Source organism: Natrialba aegyptia DSM 13077, assembly GCF_000337535.1.
In the GTDB taxonomy this organism is placed as follows: Archaea; Halobacteriota; Halobacteria; order Halobacteriales; family Natrialbaceae; genus Natrialba; species Natrialba aegyptia.
In genome coordinates this window covers 55,426-73,089 of sequence record NZ_AOIP01000060.1, presented here as the reverse complement: position 1 = coordinate 73,089, position 17,664 = coordinate 55,426, and the positions used below count along the sequence as shown (strand labels likewise).

The following is a 17,664-nucleotide window of genomic DNA, read 5'->3' as shown; positions in this document are numbered from 1 at the left end:
CGTATCGGACACCGCTGACGCGGTGTCCTTGTCCTCTTTGATTCGACAGCCACAGCTGAGCGGTATCAACAATCTCCTACAGAAGAGCGATGGTATATTTTGCAAGCAGGTGCTTCTTCGTCCTCGTCGTGGGAAGTGAACTCGTGATTCGATCGTTTAAATCTCCGATGGAGTACGTTCAAGGACGCGACGCGCTCAGTCAGCTCGGCGACCAAGTCGCGCCGATCGCGGAGACCGCGCTGGTGATCGGCGATTCGGACGTTCTCGGGATCATCGGCGACCGGGCCGAAGCGAGTCTCGAGGAAAGTGACGTCGACGTGACGCTCGAGGAGTTCGGCGGGGAGGCCTCCGAGACGGAGATCGACCGGATAACGGAGGTCGCCCGGGAAATCGACGCGGACGTGATCGTCGGTGCCGGCGGCGGAAAAGGGCTCGATACAGCCAAAGCAGTTCGGGAGAACGCGGGCGGGGCGATGGTTTCGATGCCGACGATCGCCTCGACTGATGCGCCGACCTCGAGCCTGTCCGTGATCTACTCCGAAGACGGCGAGTTCGAACGGTACCGTTTCTACGAGTCGCACCCGGACGTAGTGCTCGTCGACACGTCGGTTATCGCCGGTGCACCCGTTCGATTCCTCACGTCGGGGATCGCGGACGCGATGGCGACATGGTTCGAGGCCGATGCGGTTCACAGGACCGGCGGCGCGAACTTCTTCGACGAGGATCCCACCTACGCCGCACACTCGCTCTCGAGTCTCTGTTACGACCTGTTGCGGGATCACGGCGTGTCGTCGATACGGGCCGTCGAAAACGGCATCGTCACCGAGAGCGTTGAAGCGGTCGTCGAGGCGAACACCCTGCTGAGTGGACTCGGATTCGAGAACGGCGGTCTCGCGGCCGCCCACTCGATCCACAACGGACTCACGCAACTCGAAGATACTCACCACGCAACCCACGGCGAGAAGGTGAACTTCGGGACGCTCACGCAACTCGTCCTCGAAGGACGAAGCAACGCCTTCATCGAGGACATCATCGACTTCTCGGTAGCCACGGATCTCCCCGTGACGCTCGCCGAACTCGGCGTCGACAATCCCTCGCAGGACGATCTCGACCGAGTTGCGCAGGCGACCGTCGCCGACGAGGAAACCATTCACAACGCATTCGACGTCAGCAGCGACGAGGTCCGCGACGCGATGATCGCTGCCGATGAACTCGGTTCCAAACGGCTGGCGTAGATCGACTATTCTCTTTCGGAAGTATTTAAGACGAAGATGTGTTCGTCGAGTTCACCGTCTCGGATATGTCCCGCACCCGGCGAAGTCCATGAGCGAATCGTCTGATATGTTCGTCTCGTCTCGCCACTGAATAATCCGTTTGTATTATTCGTTAGTCGGCACTGTCTGGCACTGTCTCGTTGAGCCTGTTTTGAGACATGAACAGGTCGTTGAGTGAATTAGCTAGAGCGGTCCCAAACCTGCTCAGCGAGAGCTATGAGGGGGATTTAGAAGAATTTTGGGAGAACAAGCGGATGACGAACGCCCTGACGAGCGTCGTCGTCCGCCTCCACCGGACTGGTTGTTCTATTCGAGAGACAACAGCGATTCTCGCTTAATTAGGTCCTGAACGCTTTCATGGAGCGGTATAGAACTGGGTACGTCGCCTGCCTGACAGTTAGTGCGATCCGCCGACGGCGACGCCGTCATAGGTCGCTGTCGACGAGACCACTGTCAAGATTACTGGTGAGTGGTCTTGGTTGTATACTGCAATAGACACTGGGTCAAAGTTGATTCTTGATGTCGCGTTGTTTGGACGACATGGCACTGATCCCGCGGCTGTATTCCTGCATGGACTTCGTGAGAAACACGATCTTTTAGATGCTGAATTTCTCGTCGACCTATTCGGTTATCGGACTGCCCTTGCTCGCTTAGGGCTGAGCGGTTGGGTTACCTATACCGTCCGAATCCTCATTGAAAAGTGGTTTCACACGCTCAAAATGCGTGTCGACCGCTTCCAGAACTCGTGGGTGGTTAGTCGGGCAACCATCTGAGAGAGACTTGAACGGCACGTGCATTACTATGTCCACATAGACCGCGCCAACCTCTCGATAGAAAGCGCCAGTCAAAGGATTCTGAACTAGACAGCGCCAGCTGTCGTTCTCTATTTATTCTCCGTTTCTTGTTGGGAAATAACGAAAGCAAATATGCTCTCGCCGATGGCGGCACAGAGTAACCGTTCCTGCTCGGTCTCTCCCATCCGGAATGCAAGCTCTGATGGCGCGCCGATTTGCACGGATCCACTCTTCTCCCGTTTCACTACTCAACCCTATAACGTACTGTATCGTTCTTCCTCCCATGGATTTGCGGTATTCGAGTAGCCCCGTTTCTCCCAGTAGCCTTGCTTCGGTTCGGAACGAAACTCGACGCCCGTCACCCACTTGGCACCTTTATAGGCGTATAGCTGCGGCGTTACGACGCGAAGGGGCCCGCCGTGTTCCGATGGCAGGGGCTGCCCATCGAGTTCGAGCGCAAACAGCACCTCGTCGCGCAGACACTCATCGAGCGGAAGGTTCGTTGTGTATCCATCTCCCGCGTGAAACAGAACGTGCTCGGCCTCGTCTCGAACGGCAGCGCGTTCGGCGAGCGTCGGGAACGGAACGCCGGTGAACTCGTTATCGAACCGACTCCAGCCGGTTACACAGTGGAAATCCTGACGTTGAGTCTCTTGGGGAAGCTCGTTGAACTCGTCCCACGAATACGACAGTTCGTTTTCGACGGCGCCAGTAACGGTGAACTCCCACGTCTCCATATCCTGCGAGGGTGTACCGCTCTTCGAGAGCACCGGAAAGCGGTTCGTTCGGCTCTGTCCGGGCGGTAATCGACTCTCGCCGAACTCCTCGTAAATGGACGTTGCGTTCCTGTCCACCATATCCCGTTTCAGCAGCGGACGCTATAAGAATCCCCGCCCGACAATCGTCACCCTCTCATACGTATTTGATGTGCGGCGTCGCAGGGGATGGTATTTTTTTGCTGGCGTTCGTGGGTTGCCCTGATCACCATGCCGCTCATTCACTTCGAAATGGCCGATTCACCCGAACGAACACAGATCGGAGAGGGGCTCGTTCGGTTTGCCGTCCAAGCGGGACGCCTGGAAACCGGACGGGACGACGGGAAATACTTCTTACACCACGCGGACGGTTGTGATGCCGATGGGAAACAGATCAAACCGGGTGACGGATTCTTTTTCGACACGAACACGGGAGATATTCTCTGCGAAGAACACGGAAATGACCGAAACAGATCTGATACATAATTTTGCTCCGTTGAGATCATTCCGTCGGAAGAACGGACTCGTCTTCCATCCATAGTACATGAGACCTCGTTCCAAACGAGAATCAATACTGGATTCGTTCTTCCGGAACGATGGCGCTGGAGACGTCGATTACGGGACCGCTGATTCTCCGGATACCCAGTTCGACCGAAATACTCGTCTCCAGTGTCGGGCAGTCGCACAACGCTCCCCGGCTGCGATACTTCGTTTCAGCGGGCCACCGGTACGCCTAATGCGGGAACAGTCTCCGATTCCGTCTCGGTGTTGCTGGCCAGTACAGCCACCAGTGACTAGTTTATATACGCAGCGAACGTGACGCTTTCGAGGCATCAGCATGAGCACCGATCATTACACTCTCTCGTCGGGAGAAATCCACCGCGAGCCGCTATCGGCGGGGACGCGCGCACCGGAGTTTACGCTCCCAACGACACCTGACCAAACCGTTTCGCTGAGCGATTTTCACGGTCAGCCGGTCGTACTCGCGTTCTATCCGGCCGATTGGAGCCCTACCTGTGGCGACCAGCTGTCGCTGTACAACCAACTCCTCCCGGAGTTCCAGGCCCACGGTGCCCAACTACTCGGCGTCTCGGTGGACGGCGTCTGGTGTCATCGCGCCTTCGAGGAAGACCGGAATATCCACTTCCCACTACTCGCCGATTTCGAGCCGAAAGGTGCCATCGCAAAAGCCTACGGCGTGTATCGCGATGATGTCGGAACGAGCGAACGGGCGCTGTTCGTCATCGATGCCGGCGGTATCATTCAATGGAGTTACGTCTCTCCAGTCGGGATCAATCCCGGTGCCGACGGTATTCTTCGTGAACTCGAGGCCCTTTCCACGACCGTCGAGCTGGAGGAGGGGCGATGAGTGGCGACCCGACCCGATCCGCCGTTTCCCAACTGGTTGTTCCCGTGACTGAGGACGACCACCAGCAGGGCCCCGACGATGCCCCCGTCACGCTCGTCGAGTACGGCGACTACCAGTGTTCGTATTGCGGGCAGGCGTATCCTCTCATCAAGGACGTGCAAGAACAGTTCGGAGACGATCTGCGGTTCGTCTTCCGGAACTTCCCGCTCACGTCCATACACGAATACGCCCAACACGCCGCCGAGGCGGCCGAAGCCGCCGGTGGGCAGGGCGAAGAGGAATTCTGGTCGATGCACGATCTGCTTTACGAAAACCAGGACGCTCTCGACGACGAGTCGCTGATTACGTACGCCGAACAACTCGGTCTCGATCCCGAGCGGTTTCGGAGCGACTTCGCAAGTCACGCCTTCGAAGATCGAATCCACGAACAGTTCGTCGGCGGGGCTCGTTCGGGGGTCAACGGAACGCCGACGTTCTATATCAACGGCGAACGCTACGACGGCTCGTGGTCCCCGTCCCCGTTATCGACTGCAATTCAGCGAGTGCTTTCATCGAGTCGGTGATGAGACTGCCGATATCTCTACCAACGCGTGTACAGTCGTCCCAAACACAGTACTACCGTAAAATACTATGAGTGAGACTGAGAGACAAACGCTAGAGATGCCGGTTAGCGGACGCGATCACATTCGAGGCTCCGATGGGGCCGCCGTGACGCTCGTCCAATACAGCGATTTTGAATGCCCGTATTGCGGAGATATTTACCCGGCCATCCGACGGATCCAAAACCGGATCGGAACCCGGCTGAAACTCGTGTTTCGGAACTTTCCATTAACGCAACAGCATCCGCGCGCACAACAGGCAGCGGAAGCCGCCGAGGCCGCGGGCGCACAGGGCCACTTTTGGGAGATGCACGATCTCCTCTACCAACACCAGGACGCGCTTACTCGAGAGGATCTTCTCGGGTATGCTGAACAACTCGCCCTCGATATCGATCGATTCACGGCCGAATTAGATACCGGGACGCACGAACGGCGGATTCGGAAGGACATTCAGAGCGGCGTGAGAAGCGGCGTGAACGGCGTTCCAACCTTCTTCATTAACGGTGAGCGCTACGACGGGCCGCTCACTCTCGACTCGTTACTCGCCACTATCGCCAGCGCAGGCAATCTCATCGATATCGAACAATCGATGCAACGGGAGAACCGCGAGCTTCGAGAGACGATCGACAGATCCCGCCAGGGTGCGCCTGCAGCGGGCGAGGCAGTGCGTGACCGTTTTTCTGCGGACGAAATTTTTCAGCGGGTCACGGCGACTGCGTACGAAGATATCGATCGGAGCAAACAACTCCTGTTTTTCAGTGGCCTCGCCGCTGGCATTAGCGTCGGGGGGACGTTCCTCGCACGAGCAGCCATGACGACGGCCTACCCGGGCGACCCGACCGGGATCGGGAACATCCTTTATCCGATCGGGTTCATAATTATCGTCCTCGGAAACTACCAGCTATTCACCGAAAATACACTAACGCCGGTAACACTCGTCTTGACGCGATTTGCAAGCCTCCCGCAACTCCTTCGCCTCTGGGGAATCGTTCTTGCTGCGAACGTCATCGGCGCGGGAATCGTCGCCTATCTCCTCGCTACCACGACTGTCTTTACCCCGGAAACCGCCGAGACGGCACAGCAATTCGGCGAGCATGCATTGAGCGTCTCGTGGTCAGGGCTCTTCTACAAAGGCACATTCGCCGGTGGACTTGTCGCAACGATGGTCTGGCTCGTCCACGCCGCGCGAGATTCACTCTCACGATTCTTCATCGTGTACTTGATCATGTTTACGGTCCCTGCCACGGAACTGTTCCACTGTGTCGTCGGAGCCTGCGAAGTACTGTTCCTGGTGTTTGCCGGCGAAGCGGGACTTCTCACCGTTTTCACTCAATTTTTCGTCCCGGTTGCTCTCGGCAATACCGTCGGTGGCGTCGTGTTTGTCGCTCTTGTGAACTACAGTATGACCGAAATCCGTCACTTCCCCGACCGAGGTCAGCAACGCCGTGAACTCTCCTGGCCAGAATGGGTATTCGGAACCCGTCTGATAGAACGACTCACCGCAACACCGCGTCGCGATGATGCCGATACAAGTGAAACCCCCTCCGAATGAGTGCCGATGGTATCTTGATTCGATCGTTCCAACGACGAAGAGCACACGCCGAAGACGGCGACTGATATACGCAACCGAGAGACGAATCCCTGATCCCATCGACGCTATTGCTGAACTCGTCCCCGAAGCGTGCGATAATCTCACGCCGAGACGCTCGTATGTCAACACCAATTTCTCAGTGTCGTCGGTGGAACCCACTCGCCATTCTACCCGACCCAGGATGCCGACTCCGAGCACCACCCGCGCCACGAGTTCTAAATCCACAGGTACGGAAACGCTGTCAACCATCGCTTCAGCGGAGACTAGGGTGTACTCGGGTTTGGGAATTGTTTCACCCGCATCCAGCCGTTGACTACCGGCATATAGCGACGAAGACCGCATCTGACGGGGAATCTAACCCCGTTGACTAGCGATTCGGGGTACACAATCCCGACGTAGCGTCACGGTTTCTTCGATTGCTAATCCGTTCGTGATCTCACCACGCCGTATACGATACGGGTCTCTCCCTACACTCTAGCCGGTTTTGAACGAGAGCCTGAATTGAGTCTAGAAATGGCGAAACAACCTCTTATACCGCAAAGCACTCTCTGTGTGTGACGTATATATCTCCTTCACCTGCAACTACTGTGTGAATTTTCCGGTTTCCCTGCAACAATAGCAACTACCATTTACGCCGGCGAAGACGGGTGATTTGACGAAGTCGCCAGCCGACGCTCGGTGCGGTCTATACGGTTGAACGACGGTAAGTCACAAGATACTGAGAGAACTATGATGCAGATCGATCACACGCAGTCGGAAATCGAGTCCGACGAACTCCGCGCCGAAGAACTCGATTCGGATGCCCAAGCACTGTTAAATACGCTGGAGGATGAGGGTGCCCCCGATCTTACGCAATTGTCGCCCGAACAAGCCCGAACGCTCCTTGGCGACCTGTTCACCCCGGATGTCGAACCTGAACCGGTGGCTTCGGTAGATGACCGCAAAATCCCGGCGTACGCGCGTGACATCCGCGTTCGAATCTACGATCCGGACCCGGATCAAACACTCCCGGCAGTCGTCTACTTCCACGGCGGCGGGTGGGTCGTCGGTTCTATCGATACCCACGACAAAGTCGCTCGTTCAGTGGCAAATCACGGCCAGTGCGTCGTCGTCTCCGTTGACTACCGAAAAGGGCCGGAACACCCCTTCCCAGGGGCCGTGGAAGATGCCTACGTGGCGACCAAATGGACTGCCGACAACGCCGCAGAGCTCGGTGCGGGTGCAGGGTTGGCTGTCGCCGGTGAGAGTGCGGGCGCCACCCTCGCAACGGTAGTCGCACAGATGGCCGTCGAGAAGGAACTCGGTGCCCCCGAGATCGACCACCAGGTGCTGTTCTATCCCGTCACCGACCATTCCTTTGACACCGAATCGTACGAAGTAAATGCCGAGAATTACTTCTTAACGACCCGAGGAATGGTCTGGTTCTGGAACCATTATCTCCGCAACGATATCGACGGTGCAAACCTTCGAGCCTCCCCATTACGCGCTCCCGAGCGAGTTCTCGCCGAACTCCCTCCGGTAACTATGTACTCCAGCGGCTACGATCCGCTCCGAACGGAACAGTTCGCGTACGGGAGAGCGCTCGCAGCTGCAGGCGTCTCCGTCGAGCATACCCACTACGAAGATATGATCCACGACTTTGCCAACATGAGCCAGCTTGCGGATCCGTTTCCCGCAGTCGAAGCGGGTGCTGATGTGCAAGAACGGGCCGGCAAAGCACTTCGTGAGGCCTTCGAGTAATCGTACTCAGTAGGTGTCTAGGGCGGTCGATATCCGTATTTTTGATCGGAGGCCGACAGCGCTTTGCCGGTACCTGGGGTTTGCTTTACGGCCATGCGAACGATGTACTTGCGCCGCTGGCTAGAAAAACGATACAACGGTATCTTGGTCACTGGAACAGAGGGAATAATGACAACAAAATACTGTTTGTACGGTCAAACCCTCATTCAGGATCGGCGAAGGGAGTTACAATAGTACGAATGTAAACTATTGAGCGCAGACGGCAGCAGCACTCGAGTAACACCGCTGCTATCTAGAACGAAAGCTAAAACGGATAAAAATACGGTGTTACTTTCAATTACCGGCAGGAGATAGTCGATAAATAATTGGTTATCGTTCCCGGCACTGTCTAGTTTAGCACGGTCGCTAGAATATATGTTTCAGTGATAGGTATAGGGTCTGTGTGTTATAGTAGTGTTTAATCTTCCCAAGATATCTTCACTGCTTTCTCGATTGCCGACTCACGAGTTCTGGAAACGGTTACCTCGAACCGTCGAGGTAGGAAATCACTTTTCGATCGGGTTCCGGTCGAGATAGTCGAGCTGCTCGCTCAACGTAATCGAGAGACGGAAGCGGGATCAGCAGAGATCGACGAGAACTAGTCTTTCGGGAGAACTCGTGTTTCTCGGTTAATTGATGCAGAAACCTAGCGGCTGGATCAGTGCCTTCTTATCCGAAGATTGTGATGTTCAGGATCATCTCTGGTTGTCTATTATTGTATCCAATACACAATATCGAGTTCCGTTTGTATGAACAGAAATATTATCTGTAGGGGCTTGCGACGGCGTGGGTGTGCAGTAAAGCCGCGCAGTGATCAGTCCGATCGAGTGGGCTCGAGAAATGCCTCGAGTTCCGATTGGATGTGACCGGCAACACGTTCACAGTACTCCCAGAGCACCTCGTTGAAGGTCTCTCGGGTCGCCTCGTCGAGACCCGCTGCTCCTCGATACTCCTGATCGGGTATTTCGGGATGATATGTACACACGACCAGTGGTGTGTCGGCATCGAGCGGTCCTTCCGAAACGATTCCGTACTCGTCAGCCCCCCACAGACCGGATCCGTCCCGTCGTGTGAGATCAGAATCTATCTCGTCGAGGAGTCGGAGGTCCTCGGTGGTCAGTGCGGGGTCCGCTGTTTCGAAGAAGTCGGAGAACGCTGCGTCCCGTGCACCGTATTTCCACCCTTCTAACTGCTCTCTGGCGCGTCGTAACTGCACTCGATCGGGAGCGACGCCGCTCATGTCTTCTCACCGGTTGTGGTACTCGTCGCACTCACCGAGTTCGTGACGACGTGCGCGGAGGGCCGGTTTTCGTCTCCCAGAATCCGTTTCATCGTCCGTCGTTCGAAACGACGAGCGGTACGAAGTAGCTTTTTACCGCCGAACTCGAATTTCGCTCGAGGAGAGCAGTACTGATCACGGACTGTCCGGTTCAGTACCGTCTTGCAGGCGCTTCATCCGGCTGTGCCGAATTCGATCGATCGTGGTGCTATAGTAACAACTGAAACGGCTTATACACTGATCGTACAGCTGTCGCACGATCAGGTGCGCACTGACTTTCAGTGGCTACTATAGGAGTTCTTGCAGCGGCATAGTAACTGCTTACAGTGAGCTGGTTCCCGTCAGCCTCAAAGCGATTTATCGATTGATCGAATTGAGCCGGTCTGAAACTACTTTTCGAGCCGTCTCGGTTACTATCGTATCGGTGACCATTTAACGCTTGCCGAGCGGGAGCAGTCACTTTGTCTGAACCAGCTGTTACACAGGAACGGGAAACTGACCCGGGACCCGTTCGTTATAACCGACTAATTGCTCAGTCGTCCTGAATTCTGCACCGTCGGGAGATTCCAGTCGTAAGCAACCGCCGCTAACCGAGTCACAACGGTCACTACCGCACACACTACAGCAGCCGCGCTCCCGGCCGCCCCTACCGTTCCCACGAGCCAGTATGCGCTTCCACCGAGGACTGCACAACTCGCATAGAAATCCTCGAAGAGAATAAACGGGGTTCGATCGAGGAGAATATCTGTAAACGCACCACCGCCGACGGCGTTGATCGTCGCAATAGCGACGATACCGAACGCCGAAACACCCGCCTCAGTTGCGACGATAGCGCCAGTCGTCGTAAAGGCAGCGAGTCCGATAGCATCCGAGATAAGGGTGACTGGATGCGTTTCCGGCGACGATAGAACGACGCTCAGCGCGATTGCCAAGCCAACTCCGAGTAGCCCCAGGCCGATTTCGATCGGTGACTGGAGTGCTAGTGGAACTCGTGTCACGAGGAGATCGCGCGTTGCTCCACCAGCAAACGCCATTGCCAGTCCAGCGATGGTAACCCCGAACAGGTCGAACTCCTCACGGATCGCCTTTGAGGATCCAACGAGTGCGAACGCAACCAAGCCGATCGTATTCATCACGGCAAATGGATCGCCGAATAGTAGTGCGATGACGTCCTGACTCACTGCGCTCGCCTATGAGAGCGAGTCTCTTGAGTACTACGTATCACGCACCTTCTTCCACTCAAGCCACCTGCAACGGAGTCCGTGCGATAACTGTCTGCCCTGCACGTATCGCTGGGTTCCAACCTCCTCCCCACTCCCCGCTGCGAGTTCAGCGGAGCTATACGCCTGAACGCTTTGTGAGCGGGGTGACTACCTGAACGGTACGCTCCCGCTCGCTCGCTTTGCAACTATCCGTAGCGAACCAGTGTCGGCCGTGAAAAGCGGGAGATCAGGCGATGGGTGGGGGCAACCCATCGCTGGCGACAACGGGAGTGGTTAGTGGGTGCTGATTGGATCGCTGTCGCGCACCGGTGCGCGACGGATAGTGCATTCCACCCCACCGTTATCAACTTCTACCCGATTCCCAGTCACTCGAAATCGTCCCCCGGTTCGGCTGGCCGTTTGGATCGGTGACTTGCCCTCGCCGATGTCGCCGGTTAGCGACCTGCGGCGGAGCTATCAATCGCAAGGAGAGTACTCGCGTCTTCGGACGTGCGTGGATATCGATCGGCGGATCCGTTTCTACCACGAGTTCAGTTACAGAACGATGCCTCGATCGACGCTCTGCTCGTGATCACGGTCGTTGCGATCCGTCACGCACGGAGCGGGGGGAGAAGATTTACCACTGACTGGCCATTCAGCTAGGGTATGGACCAGTCGACATCCCGCAAGCGACCGTGGCTTGCAGCAGGACTCGGGCTTCTTATCACCGGACTCGGACAACTGTATCTTCGCCGCTGGAAACGAGCACTCGGATGGGCGATCTTCGCGGTGCTCGTCGGCGCATTCCTCGTCCCGGAGTCGACGCTCGCGAACCCCGCCTCAGCCGACCTCGTGGATGGCGCTCCGCTTCTCGTCGTCGGCCTTCTAAGCGTCATCGACGCGTATCTCATCGCTCAACGGCACAACGTCCAACTCGCCGTCGCACAGGAATCCCGTTGTTCGTCCTGCTATCGTGAACTCGACGCTGATGTCGCGTTCTGCCCGTGGTGCGGGAGCGAGGTGCAGTCGACAGCAGCGGACGACGACTCGACGTGGACCGACGCCCACAATTCGTCGGACGATCGATTCTGAACTCGGGGTAGTTTTGCTCGCTGTCGTTTTGTGACTCCTCCATCGGACAGTCTCTGAGAGCCACGGCGCGAAGCTGTCTGGGTGAACTCGTCCTCGGATTGAGAGTAAAAAGCGCCGTAACGACCCGAGTTCGGTTACTCCTCAGTACGGTCCTGGATCGCTTGCCCGCCGTCGCTGGCGGCGGGACCGCCTGATCGACTCGGAGCGTCGAAGGAGACGTCCGGACCGAGATACTTCGTCCAGACGACGAGCAGGCTCGGGAGCACGAGCACGCTCGCGAGGAACGCGTAGATGATCGTCAGTCCGGTGATGATCCCGAACTGCTGTAGCGGTGGCAGGATGGCGAACGCGAGGACGCCGAAGCCGCCGACGGTCGTCGCCGCGCTGCCAAGCAGTGCGCCGCCCGTTCCGGTGACCGTCCGGGACATCGCTTTCCAGACGGAGCCGGTTCGTTTCAGCTCGAGGCTGTACCGCTCGCTCATGTGGATACTATAGGCGACGCCGAGCCCGACGGTGAGGCTCGTGATCATCCCCGTCATGACGTTGAACGGGATTCCGAGCAGGTACATCGTCCCGAGAATCCACGAGACGCTGAAGACGACCGGCAACAGCGTTACCGCGCCGAGCGTTGCGCTTCCTTCCGTGATCCGGTAGGCGATCATCAGGAACGCGAAGACGGCGACGAGCGTGATCAGCAGGCTCTCGATGACCGTGTCCATCAACTGCCCCTGAACGATGTCGAACAGGATCGTCTGGCCGGTTGCCGTAGCCTCGACCCCGGTCCCGTCGATGCCGTCTGCGATAGATTGCATCTCGGTCGTGACGTCGCTCATGGCCGCGGTCCCGCTCGTCGAGATGACCATCCGAACGGCCTCGTAGTCGCCGTCATCGGTCTGGTGGATGACGCCGGCCGCTTCGTCGGGAGCGACCTCGAACAGTTCGTCGTACACCTGCTCGATGTTCCGGTCGGGGATCCCGTCGCCGTTACTATCGGCTGCGGCAAACGTCGCGTTGAAGGACTCGTTCTCGGCGGCGACCTGCTGCATCGTTCCGAGCGGGCTCTGGATGTTGGCCTCACCACTCGAGAGGGTGGCAGCAACATCGCTGTCTGCAGTCTCGTTCTCGGCGTCCGAGAGCTGCTGTAACGTCTCCGGATCGGTTACGTTCCCCTCGACGAGGATCTGCGCTTGCGAGTCCTCCCGAACGAAGTTCTCGTTGACGAACTCGAGATTCTCCTTCATCGAGTACTCGCCGGGCTCGAGCGGTCCGGGGAGGTTGTTCGTCCACTCCGGCGGGTCCTCCGCGATGAAGTCCTCCTGATTGAAGCTGGTGTCGACCTGCGTCGCGCCGTATGCACCGCCTGCACTCACGAGGACCGCGACCAGGATGATGACGATCGGTATCCGTCGTGCTGCCGTCGAACCGGTTGATAGGACCTGGCTAAACCGGCCGCCACCCGTCCCGAACGCGCGCTTTTTCCGATCGAACCCACGATTTTCGAGGAAGCCGTCGAGTTCAACTTTGAGTGCCGGAATCAGGACGCCGAAGACGAGCAGGGCGGCCGTGATACCGACCGCGCTCACGATCCCGAAGTCCTGAATCGGTGGGACCGGACTCGTGAGATTCGAGAGGAAGCCGATCGCCGTTGTCGCGGTCACCAACACGAGTGCAATGCCGACGCCGGCCAGTGCCACTCGCATCGAGCCGCGGGCGTCGTCGTCCCCGTACGCACCACCGTTCTGACGCTGTTCGCGGTGGCGCATGAAGATGTGGATCGCGTAGTCTATCGAGAGCCCGATGAGCAGGACTGGAACGGCGATGAACATCTGGTTGAAGTCGATATCGGCCCAGCCCATGAAGCCGAACGTCCAGACGAGGACGACGGCGATGCCGACTAGCCCGAGGAGGATATCCAGGAGATCGCGGTAGGCGACGATCAGCGCGACGACGACGAACAGCAGGGCGAGCGGCCCGACGATCGCGAGGCTATCGCCCATCGAGTTGTTGATCTCTTCGCCCATGATCCCGCCGCCGAAGACGATAACGTCCGATGTATCACCGTCGGCGCCGTCGTTCGCCAGGGATTGCATCGCGAGTTGTGCGTCGACGAGTTCGTCGGATGCCATCCCGCCTTGACCGCCATCCCCGCCGTCGGTCTGGTGCGTAACCAACAGCATCGTCGCGTTCGCACTCGTGGAACTCGCGTCGTAGCTCGTCGGCATGAACGCCAATCCGTTCATCTGCTCGGATGAATCCTCGCTCAGGACGGTTTCGAGCGTCCGCTCGTAGGTCGTGGCGTTCATCGCGTCGACCGCGTCGATCTGTTCCTGCAGCGTGGGCGAGGTGGCGTTTTCCAGGGCTGCTTGTTGGGTCTCTAGTTGATTACCGAGTTCAGCCAGTCGCTCGCCCTGTGATTCGAGATCCGCGCTGCGCTGTTCGAGCGCCGCGTACTCGTCGGCGAGGACGCCCTGGGTGCCGCGCTGGTACGCCGTTTCTATCTGGGACTCGTTGTCGGCGGTCCGAAGGAGCTGTGCCGACTCGTTGAACGTCGCATACTGCGTCTCGTCGAGTTCAACCGACGAGTTTGCACGAACGGCTTCGAACTGTTCCTGCGGCGACGCCGATTGGTCTGCACGAAGCGTCTCGAGGGCCGCCCGGAGATCCTGTTGCGTCGCGTTCACCTCGCTCTGTCGTTGTTCCAGCGAAGCGCGTTCCTCCTGAACGGTTGCGTTTAACTGTTCGAACTCCGCGGCCGTCGCCTCGAGCTCGCGCTGTTGGTCGCCGGTGATGGACGAGATTGCGACGAGATTCGCCACGCCAACCGTGGGTTGCTCGTCGGCGAGGGTCCGGTTGATCGTCTCGTTCTCCCGGAACGACTGTTGCAGTCGGAGCGTCTCGAGCAGCGACTCCTGAGTGAGCGTGTTGTCCCCTTTGACGATCACTTGCGCTGTCGTCGTATTGTTCGCGCCGGTCGAGAAGTTCTCCTCGATGTAGTTCAGTTTCTCCGATTCTGCGGTGTCACTCTGGAACTGATCGAGCGAGGAGGACTGCTCGATCATTCCGGCACCGGCACCCGTGACCACCGTGAGCACGAGCATGAGGGCGATCACGGCCCGGCTGTGGCTCGTGACCATCGCCGCGAAGCGATCGAGCCAGCTCATCTGCCGAATCGGCCTCCGTGCGCTCTTTTGCGCCCCCCTTTCTGCGGGCTATCTGTCGGGTAGTCGTGACACTGAGAGCACGAGACACCGCTCCTTCGTTGCCGGTTCTGCGCCAACGTCATTTTCCATCACGCTGGCGGGATGTGACCGCGTACCGACGGTGCCTGAGACCGGTTCGTAACGGGTTCGACGCCGTTCTCTGTACCGAATCTGCAGCATCCACGACATCCCCCGTCGGGTTGCTCGTTTCGATCGCTACTCGCTGTTTCTCGCGCATCTACTGACTGAATATTCAATTAACTCCCATCAATCTTCTCACTTCGTCTCAGCGTACTACCGGTTACCGTGTCGAACAGTTACTGTATCGTCCTTGCACATGATTGACCATTCAATCAATATTTGTATGTAGGGCTACGAGACACTATCTAGAATGGGTGCTATTACAGGAGTGAACCGGAACCAGTACAACTCCGGTGTTCCGAACGAACGGCTCTATCGGGGCGGGTCTCTATCGTCTATCCGTTCAGAGGCTGATTGTGTCGTGTTCCGACAGGATGACACCGGCGACGGGTCGGGTAACCGCGTCACTGCTATCCGCCACCGATGACGCAACTACCCTCGTTCCTCGACGAGCCTGACGACACTCGCGGGGCCATCATGAAGGCCACGTACGATGCTCTCTGTGAACACGGCTACAGCGATCTCACGATCCAACGGATCGGAAACGAGTTCCCGAAGAGTAAATCGCTGTTGTACCACCACTACGATAGCAAAGACGACCTTCTCCTCGACTTCCTCGAGTTCATGCTGGCTGAACTCGAAGGACAGATGCCGGCGTACCGAGACGGAAGTGCTGACGAACACATTGCAGATATTGTCGACCGCACGTTTGCGTTCGGGAGTACCGAAAAGAATCCTCACTTCACGCAGGCGCTGCTCGAACTTCGCACACAGGCCGCTCACGACGAAGCCTATCGCGAGTATTTCACTCGAAGCGATCGATTCGTCCGAAAACACGTCGCACACACGATTCAGTCGGGTATCGAACAGGGTGTCTTTCAGGAGGTCGATCCGCAGGAAACAGCAGCACTCTTTCAAATCGTGTTCGTCGGCACGATGACACAGCGCGTCACCAGCGATGACGACGACGTGTTGAGAGCGGGTCGCGCCATGTTCGATCAGTGTCTTCGGGCGCGTCTTCTCCGTCCGGAGTGACGACGGTGGTCGGATCGCCAGTGACCGCTCAGGTCCTGTGCTCGTCGAACGCGTCTCGGGTTAGGGAGTAGCGGCTAACTCGGCTCTTCGGCGTCAACATAGACGAGTTCGTCGGCGCTCTCGAGCAGTCGTACCCCCCAGGTGACGGTAATCGGGACCAGCGCGGTCGTGAAGATTGCGATGAAGACCAGGATCGAGAACAACTGCGAATCGATTACGCCGGCCGAAAGTGCGACTGACGCGATGATGATCTCGACGGTTCCGCGGCCGTTCATCCCGAATCCGACGACGAGTCCTTCTCGCGAGGTGAGCATTGTTGGCAGTGCAAAGAGCCACGAACCGATTATTTTGCCGAGGAATGCGATGGCGACGAGGACGACGAGAATCCCGAACGAATCGAAGAAGACGTCGAAGGTGATGTCGAAGCCGACGATCACGAAAAACACCGGGGCGAAAAACCCCATCGCGAGATCGTAGATGACCGTATGTATGTGCTCGTACAGCGACGGCTCGACGTCCGATTGACGGAGGAACATGCCGGCGACGAACCCGCCGATAATCATGTGGAGATCCGCGAGCGTCGCTAATTGGGCGAACAGGAGCGAAACGAGCAGGGCGAACATGAAGGCGGTCGTTTTATCGACGAATCCGTACCGTTCGCGACGGTTCTCGATGTACGCCCAGGCGAGCGGGAGGAACCGATAACCGAGGACGATCGTAATCACGAAAAAGCCCAGCGCTTTCGCCACTATCATACCGATTTCCAGCAGGTTGAGTGTGCCCGCCGTGACGTAGCTATCGACGGCGGCAAAGGCGATTAGGACGCCGACATCGGAGGCGAGTGCGCCCCCGAGGAGGACGTTCGCGATACGGGTATCGAGTAGCTCGAGATCGGCGAGGATTCGGGATTTCGTCGCGAGCGAGGTTGCGGCCATCGCAAGGCCCAGGAACAGTGCTGCTCCGGTCGATACTCCCAGCCAGATGCCCGCGCCGTATCCGAATCCGAACGGGATCACGAACGCCCCGAATGCGATCAACAGTGACTGTGGCCCCAGCCTGAACAACTCCCGAAGATCGACCTCCATCCCGACGTACACCATCAGGAGAAACACGCCGAGTTCGGAGAGGACATCCAGAAGGTTCGATGGTTGTAACAGCCCGAGAAGCGGCGGGCCGAAGACGATTCCGGCGAACAGTTCGCCCATCATCGTCGGGTAGCCGATTCGTTCGGCTATCCCACCGAATATCCAGGCGACTGTAAGCACGAGCAAGAGCCCGAGAACATCGATGCTAACGGTTTCGACCATTATCCCCCGCTCCGTTCGATCGACTGGGGAGCACGTAATCGACACCGTTCGGGAGCGCCAGTCATAGCCAACCCATTGCTTTCGAACACTGCAGGTATTTCTCCCGACACCACAGCGACTCTTGTTTCTGTCGGCGTTTCTACGGTGAACTCGAGTACGTTTTCGGGTAGTTGGGTCGGTACGGACCGCACCTCTACGACGCTACGACTCTACTCGAGCCGCTGTGCGCATTCAGGCCGTTCCTTTA

At 57.7% G+C, this 17,664-nt stretch carries 13 protein-coding genes and 1 pseudogene; 9 read left to right on the top strand and 5 right to left on the bottom strand.

The window, feature by feature from the left end:
* Window positions 1–143 precede the first annotated feature (143 nt).
* Entirely contained in the window at window positions 144–1,235 is a 1,092-nt protein-coding gene (locus tag C480_RS20645; RefSeq protein WP_083873453.1) for a glycerol dehydrogenase, read from the top strand.
* A 197-nt stretch (window positions 1,236–1,432) separates the two neighbouring features.
* A pseudogene (locus C480_RS22755) lies at window positions 1,433–2,229 on the top strand (IS6 family transposase).
* 93 nt (window positions 2,230–2,322) lie between these two features.
* Here the strand turns inward: C480_RS22755 and C480_RS20640 are convergent.
* A complete protein-coding gene (locus C480_RS20640; RefSeq protein ID WP_006667604.1) occupies window positions 2,323–2,925 on the bottom strand; it encodes a sulfite oxidase-like oxidoreductase in 603 nt (200 codons plus the stop codon).
* Window positions 2,926–3,054: 129 nt separating this feature from the next.
* On the opposite strand from C480_RS20640, the gene C480_RS24870 reads away from it, so the two are divergent.
* The 5 genes from C480_RS24870 to C480_RS20615 all read left to right on the top strand — a co-directional run bounded on the left by C480_RS24870 (window position 3,055) and on the right by C480_RS20615 (window position 8,122).
* Window positions 3,055–3,309, top strand: coding sequence for a hypothetical protein (locus tag C480_RS24870; RefSeq protein ID WP_006667603.1), 255 nt, complete (start codon window positions 3,055–3,057; stop codon window positions 3,307–3,309).
* A gap of 352 nt (window positions 3,310–3,661) precedes the next feature.
* Window positions 3,662–4,192, top strand: a complete 531-nt coding sequence (locus tag C480_RS20630; protein ID WP_006667602.1) for a redoxin domain-containing protein — start codon at window positions 3,662–3,664, stop codon at window positions 4,190–4,192.
* Window positions 4,189–4,755 (top strand): DsbA family protein, encoded by a 567-nt coding sequence (locus tag C480_RS20625; protein WP_006667601.1) that lies wholly within the window; start codon window positions 4,189–4,191, stop codon window positions 4,753–4,755. The genes C480_RS20630 and C480_RS20625 overlap by 4 nt, the downstream gene beginning before the upstream one ends.
* Before the next feature lie 67 nt (window positions 4,756–4,822).
* Window positions 4,823–6,343: a formate/nitrite transporter family protein gene (locus C480_RS22750; RefSeq protein WP_083873452.1), complete on the top strand. Its 1,521-nt coding sequence runs from the start codon at window positions 4,823–4,825 to the stop codon at window positions 6,341–6,343.
* A 768-nt stretch (window positions 6,344–7,111) separates the two neighbouring features.
* The gene (locus tag C480_RS20615; RefSeq protein WP_006667599.1) at window positions 7,112–8,122 is read left to right on the top strand and encodes an alpha/beta hydrolase; all 1,011 of its coding nucleotides are present in this window, start codon (window positions 7,112–7,114) and stop codon (window positions 8,120–8,122) included.
* Between the two features lie 853 nt (window positions 8,123–8,975).
* On the opposite strand, the gene C480_RS20610 is transcribed toward C480_RS20615, so the two are convergent.
* Both C480_RS20610 and C480_RS20605 read right to left on the bottom strand, forming a co-directional pair.
* Window positions 8,976–9,401, bottom strand: coding sequence for a DUF7539 family protein (locus tag C480_RS20610; RefSeq protein WP_006667598.1), 426 nt, complete (start codon window positions 9,399–9,401; stop codon window positions 8,976–8,978).
* A gap of 563 nt (window positions 9,402–9,964) precedes the next feature.
* Window positions 9,965–10,573: a trimeric intracellular cation channel family protein gene (locus tag C480_RS20605; RefSeq protein ID WP_006667597.1), complete on the bottom strand. Its 609-nt coding sequence runs from the start codon at window positions 10,571–10,573 to the stop codon at window positions 9,965–9,967.
* 735 nt (window positions 10,574–11,308) lie between these two features.
* Between C480_RS20605 and C480_RS20600 the strand changes: the two genes are divergently transcribed.
* Complete coding sequence (locus C480_RS20600; RefSeq protein WP_006667596.1) at window positions 11,309–11,734, top strand: DUF7575 domain-containing protein; 426 nt, start codon at window positions 11,309–11,311, stop codon at window positions 11,732–11,734.
* Between the two features lie 134 nt (window positions 11,735–11,868).
* On the opposite strand, the gene C480_RS20595 is transcribed toward C480_RS20600, so the two are convergent.
* The gene (locus C480_RS20595) at window positions 11,869–14,895 is read right to left on the bottom strand and encodes an efflux RND transporter permease subunit (RefSeq protein WP_006667594.1); all 3,027 of its coding nucleotides are present in this window, start codon (window positions 14,893–14,895) and stop codon (window positions 11,869–11,871) included.
* A 603-nt stretch (window positions 14,896–15,498) separates the two neighbouring features.
* Here C480_RS20595 and C480_RS20590 point away from each other — a divergent pair.
* Window positions 15,499–16,110 carry a TetR/AcrR family transcriptional regulator gene (locus C480_RS20590; protein ID WP_006667593.1) on the top strand — a complete coding sequence of 204 codons (612 nt, stop codon included), beginning with the start codon at window positions 15,499–15,501 and terminating at the stop codon, window positions 16,108–16,110.
* A 74-nt stretch (window positions 16,111–16,184) separates the two neighbouring features.
* On the opposite strand, the gene C480_RS20585 is transcribed toward C480_RS20590, so the two are convergent.
* Window positions 16,185–17,417, bottom strand: a complete 1,233-nt coding sequence (locus C480_RS20585) for a cation:proton antiporter (protein WP_006667592.1) — start codon at window positions 17,415–17,417, stop codon at window positions 16,185–16,187.
* Window positions 17,418–17,664 lie beyond the last annotated feature (247 nt).

What these genes read in the sequence shown, in the direction of transcription:
- C480_RS20585 (WP_006667592.1), bottom strand. Translation starts at nt 17,417, where the DNA reads ATGGTCGAAACCGTTAGCATCGATGTTCTCGGGCTCTTGCTCGTGCTT.
- C480_RS20615 (WP_006667599.1), top strand. Translation starts at nt 7,112, where the DNA reads ATGATGCAGATCGATCACACGCAGTCGGAAATCGAGTCCGACGAACTC.
- C480_RS20630 (WP_006667602.1), top strand. Translation starts at nt 3,662, where the DNA reads ATGAGCACCGATCATTACACTCTCTCGTCGGGAGAAATCCACCGCGAG.
- C480_RS20595 (WP_006667594.1), bottom strand. Translation starts at nt 14,895, where the DNA reads ATGAGCTGGCTCGATCGCTTCGCGGCGATGGTCACGAGCCACAGCCGG.
- C480_RS22750 (WP_083873452.1), top strand. Translation starts at nt 4,823, where the DNA reads ATGAGTGAGACTGAGAGACAAACGCTAGAGATGCCGGTTAGCGGACGC.
- C480_RS24870 (WP_006667603.1), top strand. Translation starts at nt 3,055, where the DNA reads ATGCCGCTCATTCACTTCGAAATGGCCGATTCACCCGAACGAACACAG.
- C480_RS20605 (WP_006667597.1), bottom strand. Translation starts at nt 10,573, where the DNA reads ATGAATACGATCGGCTTGGTTGCGTTCGCACTCGTTGGATCCTCAAAG.
- C480_RS20640 (WP_006667604.1), bottom strand. Translation starts at nt 2,925, where the DNA reads ATGGTGGACAGGAACGCAACGTCCATTTACGAGGAGTTCGGCGAGAGT.
- C480_RS20610 (WP_006667598.1), bottom strand. Translation starts at nt 9,401, where the DNA reads ATGAGCGGCGTCGCTCCCGATCGAGTGCAGTTACGACGCGCCAGAGAG.
- C480_RS20590 (WP_006667593.1), top strand. Translation starts at nt 15,499, where the DNA reads ATGACGCAACTACCCTCGTTCCTCGACGAGCCTGACGACACTCGCGGG.
- C480_RS20625 (WP_006667601.1), top strand. Translation starts at nt 4,189, where the DNA reads ATGAGTGGCGACCCGACCCGATCCGCCGTTTCCCAACTGGTTGTTCCC.
- C480_RS20600 (WP_006667596.1), top strand. Translation starts at nt 11,309, where the DNA reads ATGGACCAGTCGACATCCCGCAAGCGACCGTGGCTTGCAGCAGGACTC.